The 14,332-nt window shown below is 62.7% G+C and carries 10 protein-coding genes; 4 read left to right on the forward strand and 6 right to left on the reverse strand.

What is annotated here, in order from left to right; all coding sequences use genetic code 11:
- Nucleotides 1–459: 459 nt before the first annotated feature.
- Entirely contained in the window at nt 460–3,753 is a 3,294-nt protein-coding gene (locus tag VJ464_12600; GenBank protein HKQ05967.1) for an LpqB family beta-propeller domain-containing protein, read from the forward strand.
- Between the two features lie 95 nt (nt 3,754–3,848).
- Here VJ464_12600 and VJ464_12605 read toward each other — a convergent pair whose 3' ends face one another.
- The gene (locus VJ464_12605) at nt 3,849–4,568 is read right to left on the reverse strand and encodes a (Fe-S)-binding protein (protein ID HKQ05968.1); all 720 of its coding nucleotides are present in this window, start codon (nt 4,566–4,568) and stop codon (nt 3,849–3,851) included.
- A gap of 467 nt (nt 4,569–5,035) precedes the next feature.
- Between VJ464_12605 and VJ464_12610 the strand changes: the two genes are divergently transcribed.
- Both VJ464_12610 and VJ464_12615 read left to right on the forward strand, forming a co-directional pair.
- Entirely contained in the window at nt 5,036–6,019 is a 984-nt protein-coding gene (locus VJ464_12610) for a transporter (protein ID HKQ05969.1), read from the forward strand.
- Nucleotides 6,020–6,155: 136 nt separating this feature from the next.
- Nucleotides 6,156–7,718, forward strand: a complete 1,563-nt coding sequence (locus VJ464_12615) for a mechanosensitive ion channel family protein (GenBank protein HKQ05970.1) — start codon at nt 6,156–6,158, stop codon at nt 7,716–7,718.
- 115 nt (nt 7,719–7,833) lie between these two features.
- On the opposite strand, the gene VJ464_12620 is transcribed toward VJ464_12615, so the two are convergent.
- Nucleotides 7,834–9,495: an alpha-L-arabinofuranosidase C-terminal domain-containing protein gene (locus VJ464_12620; protein HKQ05971.1), complete on the reverse strand. Its 1,662-nt coding sequence runs from the start codon at nt 9,493–9,495 to the stop codon at nt 7,834–7,836.
- 140 nt (nt 9,496–9,635) lie between these two features.
- Here VJ464_12620 and VJ464_12625 point away from each other — a divergent pair, with 140 nt between their 5' ends.
- Nucleotides 9,636–10,364: a hypothetical protein gene (locus tag VJ464_12625; GenBank protein HKQ05972.1), complete on the forward strand. Its 729-nt coding sequence runs from the start codon at nt 9,636–9,638 to the stop codon at nt 10,362–10,364.
- Nucleotides 10,365–10,431: 67 nt separating this feature from the next.
- Here VJ464_12625 and VJ464_12630 read toward each other — a convergent pair whose 3' ends face one another.
- The 4 genes from VJ464_12630 to VJ464_12645 form a co-directional block, all read right to left on the reverse strand.
- Complete coding sequence (locus tag VJ464_12630; GenBank protein HKQ05973.1) at nt 10,432–12,525, reverse strand: peptidyl-prolyl cis-trans isomerase; 2,094 nt, start codon at nt 12,523–12,525, stop codon at nt 10,432–10,434.
- A 304-nt stretch (nt 12,526–12,829) separates the two neighbouring features.
- Nucleotides 12,830–13,324: a dihydrofolate reductase gene (locus tag VJ464_12635; GenBank protein HKQ05974.1), complete on the reverse strand. Its 495-nt coding sequence runs from the start codon at nt 13,322–13,324 to the stop codon at nt 12,830–12,832.
- Nucleotides 13,321–14,142, reverse strand: a complete 822-nt coding sequence (locus tag VJ464_12640; protein ID HKQ05975.1) for a thymidylate synthase — start codon at nt 14,140–14,142, stop codon at nt 13,321–13,323. Before VJ464_12640 ends, VJ464_12635 begins: the two co-directional genes overlap by 4 nt.
- An 8-nt stretch (nt 14,143–14,150) precedes the next feature.
- Nucleotides 14,151–14,332: serine/threonine protein kinase (locus tag VJ464_12645; protein ID HKQ05976.1), on the reverse strand; the 182-nt coding region annotated here is incomplete at its 5' end.

A 14,332-nucleotide genomic window follows, 5' to 3' on the forward strand; every position in this document is an offset into this window, starting at 1 on the left:
CTTTAAATCCTCCGTTGATGATTCCAGAGCCTCCATCCGCGCTGCCGGTCATAAGGATTCGACTAAGTCTTTCGCGGCTTTCAGGCCAGCTCCCGGTTCTTTCTCTAATCAGCCTTCACTGCCTCGATCTTTCGCCCGCCGCGGACGAGCGTTTGCGGCGCCTGGCGTTTTATTCCCCAATCCATACGACTGCACGGCTGTTGAAAGCGGCAGCCCGCACTGACCGAAAAACATGGCGGCCGGGTACAACTCCGCATCGCATTTTGGATTGCTGCATTTCATGGCATTCCTTTCGGATTTCACACAACGCTTAAAGATGGCCGCCGCTTACGTGATCAAGTCTGCTGCCTGTGCCCTTGCCAATTGCGGTAACAAGGTATTTACTCTTCCTCAACAAACCGGCGACCGGGGCGGCGTCCGGCTGCGATAACGATCAGTCATTTACATTACGGAGGAATTATGGCTCGCTTGAGAATACTTTTCGCCTTCATCCTTGCGCTCTCACTGCTGCCGGTGAGCAGCGGGCTTGCGAAGGCCGTCACGCCGCGGCTAGCCCAAACCGTAAGCCGCGAAGCCGTGCCCTACTTCACCGAGCCGGCGGTGTCGCCCGACCGCTCGGAGATCGCTTTCGTATCGGGCGGCGACATCTGGACGGCTCCCCTGAGCGGCGGCGAAGCGCGCCTGCTGGTCTCGCATGCGGCGAGCGAATCGCGTCCGCTCTATTCACCTGACGGCAAGCGCCTGGCTTTCGTTTCGACGCGCACAGGCAATGGCGACATCTATGTGCTGACGCTCGACAGCGGCGAGTTGCTGCGCCTGACCTTTGATGAAGCGCTCGACCAGCTTGATGCATGGTCGCGTGACGGGCGCTGGCTCTACTTCTCTTCGAACGCCCACGACATTGCCAACCTCTTCAATGACATCTACCGGGTCAGCGCCGAAGGCGGCACGCCGATGCCGGTGAGCGCCGAACGCTACGTCAATGAATACGCGGCGGCCCCTTCGCCCGACGGCAGCCAGATGGCCTTCACGGCGCGCGGCGACAGCTCTGTACAGTGGTGGCGCAAGGGCCATTCGCATCTCGACGAATGCGAAATCTGGGTGATGCGCGACACCGCGCCGCCGACCTACGAACAGATCAGCGACAGCGACGGCAAGAATATGTGGCCGATGTGGAGCGGCGACGGGCGGACGATCTATTACGTTTCTGACCGCAACGGCGCGCAGAACCTTTGGAGCCGCGCGCCGGGCGCGACGCCAAAGCCGCTGACGCGCTTCAAGGACGGGCGCGTGTTGTGGCCGAACATCTCTTACGATGGCCGCGTCATCGTCTTCGAGCACGACTTCACGATCTGGAAGTTTGATACCGCGAGCAATCAGGCCAGCGAGATTAACATCACGCGGCGCGGCGTGCCCGCCGGCCCGTCCATCGAGCGGCTGACACAGACCAGCCAGATTCAAGAGATGCAGCTTTCGCCCGACGGCCAGAAAGTCGCTTTCATCACCCACGGCGAAGTCTTTGCCGCTTCGGCCAAAGACGGCGGCGACGCGGCGCGCGTCACCAGCACCATCGCCGCCGAGTCGCAGCTCAACTGGGCACCCGACAGCCGCCGCCTGGTCTACGTCTCGAACCGCGATGGCGCGCCGCATCTGTTCTTGTACGACTTCGCCGCCGGCACCGAAACGCAACTGACGACGGGCGCGACCGCCGACACGACGCCGCGCTTTTCGCCCGACGGCAAGCTGATCGCTTATGTGCGCGACGCCCGCGAGCTGCGTGTTCTCGACCCGCGCTCGAAAGAGGAGCGCGGGCTGGCGACCACACGCTTCGAGCGCCAGCCGTTCATCTCGGAGCGCCCGTTCACCTGGTCGCCCGATTCGCGCTGGCTGGCGTTTCTGACCGTCAGCGGCAAGCTCTTCCGCAATCTTCAAGTCGTCCCGGCAGCGGGCGGCGAAGCGCGGCCCGTGAGCTTTCTGGCCAACTCCTTCAGCGGTACCGTGTCGTGGAGCCCCGACGGCAAGTACCTGCTCTTCGACACAGGCCAGCGCACCGAAGAATTCCGCGTCGCCCGCGTTGATCTGGTGCCGCGCACGCCGCGCTTCCGCGAAGACATGTTCCGCGATCTCTTCAAAGAAGAATCGCCGCGCCCGCCCGTGCAGCCCGCGCCGCAAGAATCGCGGCCCGCCGCCGCGCCGCCGCGCGAGCCTTCTGTAGCTTCGGCTACGGACGCCAAGAAAGCGCCGAAGCCGGTCGAAGTCGTCTTTGACGACATTCGCCGGCGGCTACAGCTTCTGCCTCTCGGCGTTGACGTGGGTGCCCAGACGATCAGCCCCGACGGTAAGACCTTGCTGGTGATCGCCGACGCCGCCGGCCAGCAGAACCTTTACACCTATTCGCTCGACGAACTGGCCAAAGAGCCGCCGGTCGCCCGCCAGCTCACCTCGACCGCCGGCTTCAAGCGCGGCGCGCAATTCACGCCCGACGGCAAGGAGGTCTTCTACATCGAGCAGGGCCGCATCAACGTGGTGACGGTCGAATCGCGGCAGGTGCGGTCGCTGGCGCTGAGTGCCGAGCTGGACGTTGATTTTGCGCGCGAGAAGATGGAAGCCTTTCGGCAGGCGTGGACCTACCTGCGCGACAATTTCTATGACGAGAATTTTCATGGCGTCAACTGGGAAGCGGTGCGCGTCGCCTATGAGCCGCGCATCCGCGGCGCGCGCACCTCTGAAGAAGTGCGCCGCTTAATGAACCTGATGGTCGGCGAGCTGAACGCTTCGCACTCAGGGGTTGCGGGGGCGCTCACGGCGGCGCAGGCAACGCCGAGCGGGCGCATCGGCTTGAGCTTCGACCGCCGCGAATACGAGAGCGGCGGGCGACTGCGTATCACAGCGGTTCTGCCGCTCAGCCCCGCCGCGCTCGCCGGCCTGAAGCCGGGCGAATATCTGCTGGCGGTCGACGGCACAGAGATCGGCGCGCACACCAACCTGGACGCGTTGCTGAATTTTAAAGTCAACCGCCGCGTTGCGCTCGCCATCGCCGCCACTGCCGACGGCAGCAGTCGCCGCGAAGTCGCCGTGCGTCCCGTAAGCTTTGGCACGGATAAGGGCTTGCTTTATCGCAACTGGGTCGAAGAGCAGCGGGCTTACGTAGCGCGCGTCAGCAATGGGCGGCTCGGCTATGTTCACATGCCCGACATGGGCGAAGCGTCGCTGGCGCAGCTTTACGTCGATCTCGACGTCGAGAATCATTCGCGCGAAGGCGTGGTGATCGATGTGCGCAACAACAATGGCGGCTTCGTCAATGCGTATGCCCTCGACGTGTTTGCGCGGCGGCCTTACTTGACGATGACGCCGCGCGGCTTGCCAGCGACGCCGGCGCGCACACAGCTCGGTCAGCGGGCGCTGGAAGCGCCGACCATCCTGGTGACCAATCAGCATTCGCTTTCTGACGCCGAAGACTTCACTGAAGGCTATCGCGCTTTGAAGCTCGGCAAAGTCGTGGGCGAGCCGACCGCCGGGTGGATCATCTACACCTCGGGCGCCAGTTTGATTGACGGCTCTTCGGTGCGCATCCCGTTCACCCGAATTACTGCGAGCGACGGCAGCTTGATGGAGCTTAAGCCGCGCCCGGTTGACGTTCTGGTGGTGCGGCCCATCGGCGAGGGCTACACCGGGCGCGACTCGCAGCTCGACGCGGCGGTGCGCGAGCTGCTCAAGCAGCTCGCCGGGACAGAAAGCAGTAGGCAGCGATAAAAACAGCGAAGGCGGCGGGCTGGTGATCTTTGAATCATCGCCTGCCGCCTTCCGCGTTTATGCTCATGTGTTGACTGCCTCCTGCTTACTGCCTCCTACTCGGCGGCGAGCAATTCGGCGAGGTGGAGAGTGCGAACCGCGAGGCGCTGGCGGCTCAGGCCGCCGCTGATGTGCATCAGGCATCCCATGTCGCTTGCGACAATGACCTCGGCGCCGCTGCGCTTAATGCAGTCGAGCTTTTCTTGCAGGATGCCCCCGGAAATCTGCGCATACTTGATCGCAAACAGCCCGCCAAACCCGCAGCAGGCGTCGGCGCGCTCCAGCTCGACCAGCTCGATGCCGCGCACGGCGCGCAATAACTTCAGCGGCTCGCTTCTGACGTTCAGCTCGCGCAGCAAGTGACACGACTGGTGCAGGGCGACGCGCCCGCTATAGCGCGCGCCGACGTCTTCGACCTTCAAGACGTTGACTAGAAAATCGCTCAACTCATAGGTGCGCGCCGCAAGCTGGCGCGCACGCTCCGTGCGCATCGGCTCGTCTTCGAAGAGATCGGCGTAAAACACTTTGACCATGCTGGCGCACGAGCCCGAAGGCGTGACGATGTACTGGCTATTGGCGAAGACATCGAGAAAGCGCGCCGCGAGCTGGCGGGCCTCGGCGCGGTAACCGCTATTGAAGGCCGGCTGGCCACAGCAGGTCTGCGCTTCGGGAAAGGCGACCTCGACGCCCAGCCGTCCGAGCAGTTCGACCATGCTCACGCCGACTTGCGGAAAGAGCTGGTCAACCAGACAGGTGATGAAAAGCGATACTTTCATGGTGGATGAGCGATATGCGCCGACATCATAACACGACCGCCCTTGGTGTCGTCGTCGCGGGATTACACATGACCGCTTCGGCCGGGAATAGTCTGCCCTATATCAAAAGTATTAGACGCGGCTCTTACCCTGGTTTAATGACAGAACGCGCGGGCTAAGATATCCTCTGCCGCGATACGATAGGCCGGGGTGGTGCTCTCTCCCGGCAATTTCCATAAAAGTCAGTCCTCAATTCAGCAAACGAATTCAGGATCGCCGCGCGCCGAAGGCCGCCGTCGCGGCGGCAGGCTTAACTATCGGTCTCATATAACGCGCATCGCACCATTCCGAAGCAACGGACAAAGATAATGAGGAGGCAACTGATGTTCAATCGATTCCGCTCTCAGGCCGCGCGATGGCTTGTCGCCGGCACGGCTCTGCTTGCAGGGCTTCTCTTTCCCAGCCCGAACGCCTGGGCACAGGGCTGAGTGGCCGCAAGACAAAGCGTGCCCGTGATTGGCCCGCAAATTCCCAGAGGAGAAACGAACCCATCGGGAGAGTCGTGGCTCAGTCCGCGCCGCTTCCAGCTCTCGGTCGGTTATCGTTATCAACACTCGCACCGCCACTTCGTCGGCACCGAAGAACAGCTTGACCGCGCCGAACAGCGCACCGAAGTCAACAATCGCATTCACATCCTCGACCTTGCCGGAACCTACGAAGTGAATTCGCAGCTCAGCGTTTCAATGAGCGTGCCGCTGTTTTTTGCCAAGCGTTACAATCAGCGCTCGCCCGATCAAGTGACGCACGGGTACGGCCTCGGCGACATCACCTTCGTCGCCCGCCGCTGGCTGTTCCGCAATCCCAATGAGGCGCGGCAGAATGTCGCCGTCGGCTTTGGCATCAAGCTGCCGACCGGCAGGTATGATGTCACCGACACGGTCAACACCCCTTTGGGGCCGGTGACGCGCGTCATTGACCAGTCCATCCAGCCCGGCGATGGCGGCTTTGGCTTGATCGCTGAATTCCAGGCGTACAAGGCGATCAAGAGCATGCGGCTGTTCGCTTCGGGCGTCTATCTGTCCAACCCGCGCGGCACCAATGGCGTGCCGACGGGCCGCAGCCGCCCCTCTGAAGCCATTATGTCTGTGGCCGATCAGTATCTTTATCGCGCCGGCGCGGTCGCGCCGTTCCCCAAAGTCCGCAGCCTCGCATGGACGGTGAGCGTGCGCGGCGAAGGGTTGCCGTCGAGAGATTTGATCGGCGACAGCAACGGTTTCCGGCGGCCCGGCTATGCGGTCTCGCTGGAGCCGGGATTGATCTTCAGCAAGGGCAGCCAGTCCTGGTCGTTCAGCGTGCCGGTGGCGGTGCGCCGCAATCGCACGCGCAGCGTGCCGGATATTATGGATAACCGGCATGGCGATGCCGCCTTTGCCGATTACCTCATCCTGGTCGGTTACTCGCGCCACTTCTAGGGTGATCGTCTGAAGTTTAGCCGCTCACTCCCCAGAGGGCGCAGACAGAAAGTCTGCGCCCTCTGGGCTTCACCCCTCGCCATTCTGCTCATTTCGCTTGCGCCGCTCGGCGTCTATCACTAGGATTCGCCCTGCGATGCATTTCTGGCAAATCGTTCAAACCACGGCGGGCGTCGGCAGCAGCCTTTACTGGCTGGTGCTGGTCTTCATCTTTGTCGCGGCGGTGTTGTTTATTCTCGCGCCCGCCGACCGTCCCGGCATTCGCAGCGCCGTATTGCTGCTGGCACTTTCGTTCGCCGGATTGCTCGGCGCCAGCGCCATCGTTTATTACGGCGGCAATAGCGAAAGCTTCGGCTATCGCTTCCTCAGATTCGTTGCGTTCTTCGTCGTCAGCATCGGCACCATCAACCTGGTCGGCGTCTTCATCTTCGCCGTGCTGCTGCGCCCTTTGCATTTGTCGCCGCCGCGCATTCTCCGCGACCTGCTGCTTGCCCTGGCTTATATCGTCGCGGGCATCACGCTGCTGTCACACAGCGGCGTTGACCTTGCCGGCGTCGTCGCCACCTCGGCCGTCATTACGGCGGTCATCGGCTTTTCGCTTCAAGACACGCTCGGCAACGTCATGGGTGGCCTCGCCTTGCAGATGGAGCACACGATCCATGTCGGCGACTGGGTGCGCATCGATCAGCAAGAAGGCCGTGTGCAAGAGATTCGCTGGCGGCAGACCTCGATTGAAACGCGCAACTGGGACACCGTGGTGATCCCCAACAGCATCTTGATGAAATCGCAGGTCATCATCCTGGGCCGCCGCGTCGGCCAGCCGCGCCAGCACCGCCAGTGGGTTTATTTCAACGTCGATTTTCGCTACGCGCCGTCACAGGTCATCGCCGCGGTCGAAAAAGCGCTGTGCGCTGAACCGATCCCCGACGTCGCCAGCAACCCGCCGCCGCATTGCCTGGTGATTGATTTCAAGGACAGCTATGCGGTCTATGCGGCGCGTTACTGGCTGACCGATCTGGCGCTTACAGACCCGACCGATTCGGTGGTGCGAACGCGACTCTATACCGCCTTGCGCCGCGCCGACATCCCGCTATCGATTCCGGCGCAGTCGCTCTTCGTCACACAGGAGAGCGAGTCGCGCCGCGAGCGCAAACGCACCGAAGAGATTGGCCGCCGCCTGGAAGCCATTGACCACATCGAGCTGTTTCATCCGCTGGCCGACGAAGAGAAGCGCCGCCTGGCGACGCGGCTGCTCATCGCGCCCTTCTTGCGCGGCGAAGTGATGACCCGGCAGGGTGACGAGGCTCACTGGCTTTATGTGATTGTCGAAGGCGAGGCCGAGGTGCAGGTGAGCATCGAGGGCCGCCGCGAGAAAGTCGCGGTCCTGAGTAGCGGCGATTACTTTGGCGAGATGGGGATGATGACCGGCGAGGTGCGCCGCGCCACGGTCATCGCGCGCACCGATGTGAAATGTTACCGTCTCGACAAAGCCGCCTTTCGCGACATCATCCATGAACGCCCGGAGGTCGCCGAAGCCATCTCGCACACGCTGGCCAAGCGCCGCGTCGAGCTGGATGCGATTCGCGAATCCTTGACCGAAGAGATAATCCACCAGCGCATGCGACACGCACAGCCCGACCTGTTGCGGCGCATCCGCGATTTCTTCATGCTCGACACCGACCGCGCCGCCAAGCCCTAGAGCGGTTATCAATCAGGTGTAGCGCAATCTGTTAGATTGCACGAGGCACTGCGCAATCTAACAGATTGCCCTACATCGCAAAGGCAATCGAAAACCACTCCAGGTGAGCGCGCGATCACGCCAGCTCGATGCGCAATCGCGTCACCGAGGCCGGCGGGAAGCGATGCACCAGCGACGCGCCGCTCGCCGTAATCGCCGCGTCTTTGGGCTCGACGGCGCGCGGGCTGGCAAAGCTGTTGTGCGCGTGAATGTCGTCTGCCGCAATCGTCCTCGCCTGCGCCGACTTGATGGCCGCGCCGCGCAGGCTGATCTCGGTCTCACGCGCTTCAGAGGCGTGCGGGTTGACCACCGTAACAACCATCTCGCGGTCGCCGAGCGAGGCCGAGCCTTTCAAGCCCCAGAAACTCGCCGCCTTGCCGACGCGATTGTAACGCACCTCTGGCGCGTCAACCGTCATGCGCAGCGCCCGGTTGCCCTGGTGCGCGGCGTACATCTCGAAGACGTGATAGGTCGGCGTGACGATGAACTGATCTTCATGGGTGATGAAGAGCGCCGCCAGGCAGTTGACCAGTTGGGCGATGTTGGCCATCGCCACCTTGTCGGCATGGCGGTTGAAGATGTCCAGGGTCAGCCCGGCCAGCACCGCGTCGCGCATGGTCGAAGCCTGGCCGAGCTGATGCGTCGGGTGGGCTTCGCTGCCCGGCCTGTACCACGCGCCCCATTCGTCTACCACCAGCTTGACGCGATGCGACTTGTCAATCTCGCCCATCGCCGCCCAGTGATCGTTGATCAGTTTCTCAACCTGGTCGCCCTGCCTGAACAGCTCGTACCACTCTTCGACATCAAACTTCAGGGCGTCGCCTTTGGCTTTCTCCCAATCGTTCGACTGCCCGCGGCTCAGGTTCCAGGAGTAATGATGCAGCCCCCAGCCATACATCCCGTTCAACTGGCCCTCGCCCTTCTCGGCCAGTTTGGCGAAGAAGCGCCGCGTCCAGCTCAGGTCGCCGCTGCCCGGCCCCGCGCCGATCAACGACAGCCGCTTCTCGTACCCCGGCACCCATGCGGTGAAGCGGCGGAACTCTGCCGCGTACTCTTCCGCCGTGAAGTTGCCGCCACAGCCCCACGATTCGTTGCCGACACCCCAGTAGCGCACGTTGAACGGCTCGCGGTCGCCGCTCGCGGCGCGCAAGTCTGCAAGCGAGGTCGAGCCGGCAGGCGCGTTGCAGTATTCGACCCACTGGTAAAAGTCTCTGGCCGGCAGGCTGCGCAGGTTGGCGGCCAGGTAAGGCTGCGCGCCGATCAGGCGGCAGAAGCGCACGAATTCATTCGTGCCGAAATGGTTCGGGTCATATTTTTGCGGCGCGTTGCCGAACTGCTTTTGCGGCAGACCGTCGCTCCAGAAATTGGTGCGCCGCGGGCGCGCGGCGCGCGGCCCCGTGCCATCGCGCCAGTCGTAGCTGTCAGCGAAACAGCCGCCCGGCCAGCGCACCACCGCGGGACGAATGCGCTTCAGGCTTTCGACCAGTGCCCGGCGAATGCCGCCGACGTTGGCGATCTTCGAGCCTTCGCCGACCCAGATGCCGTCATAAACGACGCCGCCGAGATGCTCGGCGAAATGGCCATAAATCTCCGGCGCGATGACACCGGCCGGCTCGCTAATCAAAATCTCGATGCGTGAATCCGTGGCGCGGCTACTGTAAGCGGCGCGCGGCGCAATCTGAGCCGCGCCCGCTACGAGCATCGTGCCTATGAACCGTCGCCTATTGATCGCTGACATGAAAACCTTTCATCCTTTCGCCTGGGAGTAACGACACCTTACGGCTCGCAGCCAAAGTTGCAACGCGATGGCGATTGCCAGCCAGCGCCTTGCGCCGACAGCGCGACCTTCGGCGCGATGGTGGTAGAATCTCAACCATTATGCGCTCGCTCGGAAAACCAGACTGGTCGCGGCTTGCGTGGCTCGCCGTGCTGGTCATCTGCTTAATCAGTTGTCGCCGCCGCCCGGACGCCGCCATCGCTGAGATCATCGCGGCAGGTGAGCCCGATGTCTATGCGGCAACCGTGACAAGGCTGGCGGTTGACGGCGAAGCCCGCGAAACGACGAGCGGCAGCGTCGCGCGGCGCGGCGACTGGCGGCGTGAACAGTGGACAGAAGCCGGCGCGGCGCGGGCGCTGATTCTGCGGCCCGACCTCGGCAAAGGTTACCTGCTCGACCTCGACCATCGCCTCTATGTCGAATTCGATTCCGGCACCGCCGTGCCGGCTGCGGCGGCGCACGATGCCGCGTCGCCGGCAAGCGAAAGCGCGCCACCGGCAATCAGTCTTGAAGAGGTCGAGCGCGCCCTGAGCGATGCGCCCGCGCCCGTTCAAGTCGCCCTTCGCGTGCTGGGAGATGAAACCATCGAGGATCACCCCTGCCAGGTGATTGAAGAACGCGCGACGTTTGCCGATGGGCGCGTTGAAGTGACGCGCAGCCGCCGCGCCCGCGACCTTTCCGGCTTGCCCTTGCTGATCGAAGTCGAATCGCCGAACGGCGCGCGCCTGACCACGGAGCGGCGCGGCATTCGCCTCGACGTATCGCCTGATGATTTCGCCGTCCCCGCGGGTTTCCGAAAAATCGATCAACTGCCTGCCGCAAAGAAATGAGCATGACAAAGCCCTCGCCGGTCGTGATGACGGGCGAAGGCTTTGTTAGCTTTCGCTTGGGCTCGGATTACTGGCCGGGCAAGCGTGCCGGCTGGCGGCGCGGGCGTTGCGGCATCGCCGGCGGCATATCCGGCTGCGGCGCCGCTCCCGGCTGCGTCGCCAGGGCTTCCATCGCGTCGTCCAGGCGATTCTGATAGACCTTGATCTTGCCGTCGGTTTTCAGCCGCTGTTGAAGCTCGGCCAGATAGGTCGAGAAGTAGACGTTGCGCTTTTCGTCGAGCATGCGCTGCTCCAGCGATTTCTTCTCTTTCTGAAACGCTTCGCCCATGTCTGCGTCTTTGCGCCCGACCACGGCCGCCACGACATAGTGGTCACTGTCGCTCTTCATCGGCTCGGCGGTCACCTGGCCGACGTTGAGCTTATAGATGGCCGCGCGGCTCTCGTCGGTCGTCAGCGGGCCGATGGAATCGGATTCGCCGATGCCCGGACGCTCGTCGACTTTGACGCCGAGTGAGTCGGCGATCTTCTTCATCTCGTCGGGCGATTTGGCCTGGCCGATCTGGCGGGCGCGATCCTGCGCCAGTTGTTTGGCGCGGTCTTCGCGGTAACGCTGCTCGACTTTGGCCCGCACCTCTTCAAATGTCGGGTCGTGCGGGTCGCGCTTCTCGACATACTGCGGGATGGCGAAGCCGCCCTGGACGTTGACCGATTCGCCGACATCGCCGGGATTCTGCAACTGGAAGACGGCGGCCTGAAGCTCAAAGGCACCGTTCAGCTCCGGCAAGTTGTCGCCGCGCGAAAAGAAGGGCGTCTCGCGCAGGGCGGCAACTTCAACGCCGCGCTGCTTGTTGATCTCGGTGACCACCGCCTGCGCGTCTTTGGTCTCTTTCAAACGTTGCAGCGCCTGATTCGCGATATTGACTGCTTCGCTGTAGCCCTTGCGCATGCGGGCTTCTTTGAGCAGCCCCGGCTTCGCCTCTTCGAACGTCGCCATGCGGCGCTCGATGACTTTCAGGATGTAGTATTTGTCACCCTTCTTGATCGGCTGGCTGACATCGCCGGCTTTGAAGTTGAACGCGTTGTTGAGCGGGTCATCGCTCTCGCGCTTGGCATCTTTGTTGACCCAGCCGATGTCGCCGCCGCCGGCCCTGGATGCCGCATCGTTGCTGTTTTCGCGGGCCAGCTTGGCGAAGTCTTCGCCGGCCTTGGCGCGGTCGGTCAGCTCCTGCGCCTTCTTGCGCACGGTCTCTTCGGGGTCGCCGGTCTGCTGTGCCGAAGCCGGCTTGTTGGGGTCGGGTTTCTCGACCTTCGGCACGTTGAGGACGATCTGGCTGACGCGCACCGCCTTGAGGTTGCGCTCCGGGTCGAAGTCCGGCTTCAGCTCATCATCGCTGACCTGTACGGCCTCGCCGGCCTTCGCCGAGTCAACGAAGATGTAGCGGGCGCGGCGCTGCTCTGTGGTGATCTTGAAGTCGTCTTTGTGCGAATCGAAGAAGGCGCGCAGGTCGCTGTCGGTGAAAGTCACCTTGTCCTTCAACTGGTCGGGACTGACATCGGCCCAGCGGATGCTGTAGCGGTTGTTGTTGCGGCGGTACTCGTCTTCGACCTCCTGCGGCGACAACTGCACGGCGGCGGTGATGTAGCTGCGCAGGTGCTCGGCAGAGAGGCTGGCGCGCAGCCCGGCTTCAAATTGCGCCGGCGTCATGCCGGCTTGAATGAGGCGCTCGCGATACTGTTCGGGGCCGGGCCACGGGCTGAAGGTCTGCTTCAGCCGCGCTTCGACTTCTTCGTCGGTGGCGCTGAGGTTGAGGCGGTCGGCTTCGTACTGGACGAGCTTCTCGCGCAGCAGGTTGTCGAGAATCTGCTGACCGTACTGCGCGTAGGTCGTCGTCAGGCTTTGCATGCCTGTGCGCCCCTGGCCTTGCGAAATCTGCCGGCTGAAGCCGGTGAGCGCGTCCTTGTACTCTTTGAGCGTCACCTCGTAGCTGCCGACTTTGGCGATGGTCGTATCACTGCCGCCGTTCTTGTTGCCGAACAAGCCGGCAGCGCCGCCCGAAACCGCGACCGAGAATAACCCGACCAGCGACAGCGTCATGACGAGGACGAAAAAAACCAACAACAGATTGCGCGAACGCTTGCGCCCGCTGAGGAACTTCAACATAGCGATTCCTGGCCTCCGAAAGGTTTGCTGCCCGCGCTCGCCAGACTAGGCGAGCGATCCCGGGTTGATGGGAAACACAAATTGTAGAGGAACAGCCGCGCAATTGACAACCGGTTGGCATGATCTCGTCAGGGTCTATTCATTCTCGGCCCAGAGACCGGGGATCAACCGCCAAGACGCCAAGGACACCAAGAGAAAGCCGCTCGCCTTTGGCTTGGCGCTCTTGGCGTCTTGGCGGTTGATCTCCCATGAATGAATAGACCCTGACGAGCTTGCTTTTCCAGTCCCGCACAAGGTGTTTGTTTCATTCCTTTCTCTCAAGGAGTGAGAAGGTGAACGGGTGCTGATTCTTTTCGTCAGCCCCGTGAGTTTCGCTTGCGGTTTCGAGCCAATCCTCCGGGTTGAATTCGGGGAAGAAGGTATCGGCATCGCAATCGGCGTGAACCCGCGTCAGGTAGAGGCGCTCGGCCTGTTCCAGCGTCCGCGCATAAATCGCCGCGCCGCCGCAGATGAACAGCTCGGTTTCGCCATGCTGCCGCGCAAGCTCCAGGGCTTCAGCGATGGAATGCACCGTAAAGCAGCCGGCGATGTGGTAATCCGTGTCGCGCGTGACGATGATCATCTGGCGACCGGCGAGCGGCTTGCCAATCGATTCGAAGGTCTTGCGCCCGACGACGATGTGATGGCCCATGGTCAGCTCGCGAAAGCGTTTCAGGTCGCTCGACAGCCGCCACGGCAAGCCGCCGCGCCTGCCGATGCCGCGCCGTTCGTCCATCGCCACCAGCAAAGACACAATCACACCGCCACCTCCGCTTTGATGTGCGGGTGCGGGTCGTACCCTACAAGCTCGAAATCTGAATAATCGAAGTCGAATATCGAAGTGACCGCCGGGTTGATCTGCATGCGCGGCAAAGGGCGCGGCTCGCGCTCAAGCTGCAAGCGCGCCTGTTCGAGATGGTTGCTGTAGAGGTGCGCGTCAGCGAGCGTGTGAATGAATTCGCCCGGCCCCAGCCCGCAGACCTGCGCCATCATCATGGTCAGCAGCGCGTAAGAAGCGATGTTGAACGGCACGCCGAGAAAGATGTCCGCCGAGCGCTGGTACATCTGGCACGAGAGCCGCCCGTTGGCGACGTAGAACTGAAACAGCAGGTGGCAGGGCATCAAGGCCATGCGGTCCAGCTCGCCGACGTTCCAGGCGCTGACGATCAGGCGGCGCGAGTCAGGGTTGGTCTTGATCTGCTCGACGACCTGGCTGATTTGATCGATTGAGCGCCCATCGGCGGCTTGCCAGCTGCGCCACTGCCGCCCGTAGACCGGCCCCAGCTCGCCCTGCTCGTCGGCCCACTCATTCCAGATGCGGACGCCATGCTCTTGCAGATAACTGATGTTGGTGTCGCCGCGCAGGAACCAGAGCAGCTCGTAGACGATGGATTTCAGGTGCAGCTTCTTCGTCGTGAGCAGCGGGAAGCTCGGATCGAGCCTGAAGCGCAGCTGCCGCCCGAACACCGACAGCGTGCCGGTGCCGGTACGGTCGGTCTTGCGCGAGCCTTGCTCGAGCACTTCGGCGAGGAGATCGAGGTATTGCTGCTCTTCGGGATTCTGCATTTCACGCGGCATCCGGCGTCCTATATCGAGACGAGCGGGAACAGCTCGCGTGCGGATTGAAAGCGCTCCTCGGGTTTCTTCGCGAGCAGGCCTTCAAGCATCGCCTGATGCGCCGACAAGTGCTTGGGCAGCCGCGGGATCGGCGCGTTCACGTGCATGTTGACGACGTTGGCGGAGCTTGCGGACGGGTACATGCGCTCGC

The organism is Blastocatellia bacterium (assembly GCA_035275065.1).
Taxonomy (GTDB): domain Bacteria; phylum Acidobacteriota; class Blastocatellia; order UBA7656; family UBA7656; genus DATENM01.

What these genes read in the sequence shown, in the direction of transcription:
- VJ464_12600 (HKQ05967.1), top strand. Translation starts at nt 460, where the DNA reads ATGGCTCGCTTGAGAATACTTTTCGCCTTCATCCTTGCGCTCTCACTG.
- VJ464_12605 (HKQ05968.1), bottom strand. Translation starts at nt 4,568, where the DNA reads ATGAAAGTATCGCTTTTCATCACCTGTCTGGTTGACCAGCTCTTTCCG.
- VJ464_12615 (HKQ05970.1), top strand. Translation starts at nt 6,156, where the DNA reads ATGCATTTCTGGCAAATCGTTCAAACCACGGCGGGCGTCGGCAGCAGC.
- VJ464_12620 (HKQ05971.1), bottom strand. Translation starts at nt 9,495, where the DNA reads ATGTCAGCGATCAATAGGCGACGGTTCATAGGCACGATGCTCGTAGCG.
- VJ464_12625 (HKQ05972.1), top strand. Translation starts at nt 9,636, where the DNA reads ATGCGCTCGCTCGGAAAACCAGACTGGTCGCGGCTTGCGTGGCTCGCC.
- VJ464_12630 (HKQ05973.1), bottom strand. Translation starts at nt 12,525, where the DNA reads ATGTTGAAGTTCCTCAGCGGGCGCAAGCGTTCGCGCAATCTGTTGTTG.
- VJ464_12640 (HKQ05975.1), bottom strand. Translation starts at nt 14,142, where the DNA reads ATGCCGCGTGAAATGCAGAATCCCGAAGAGCAGCAATACCTCGATCTC.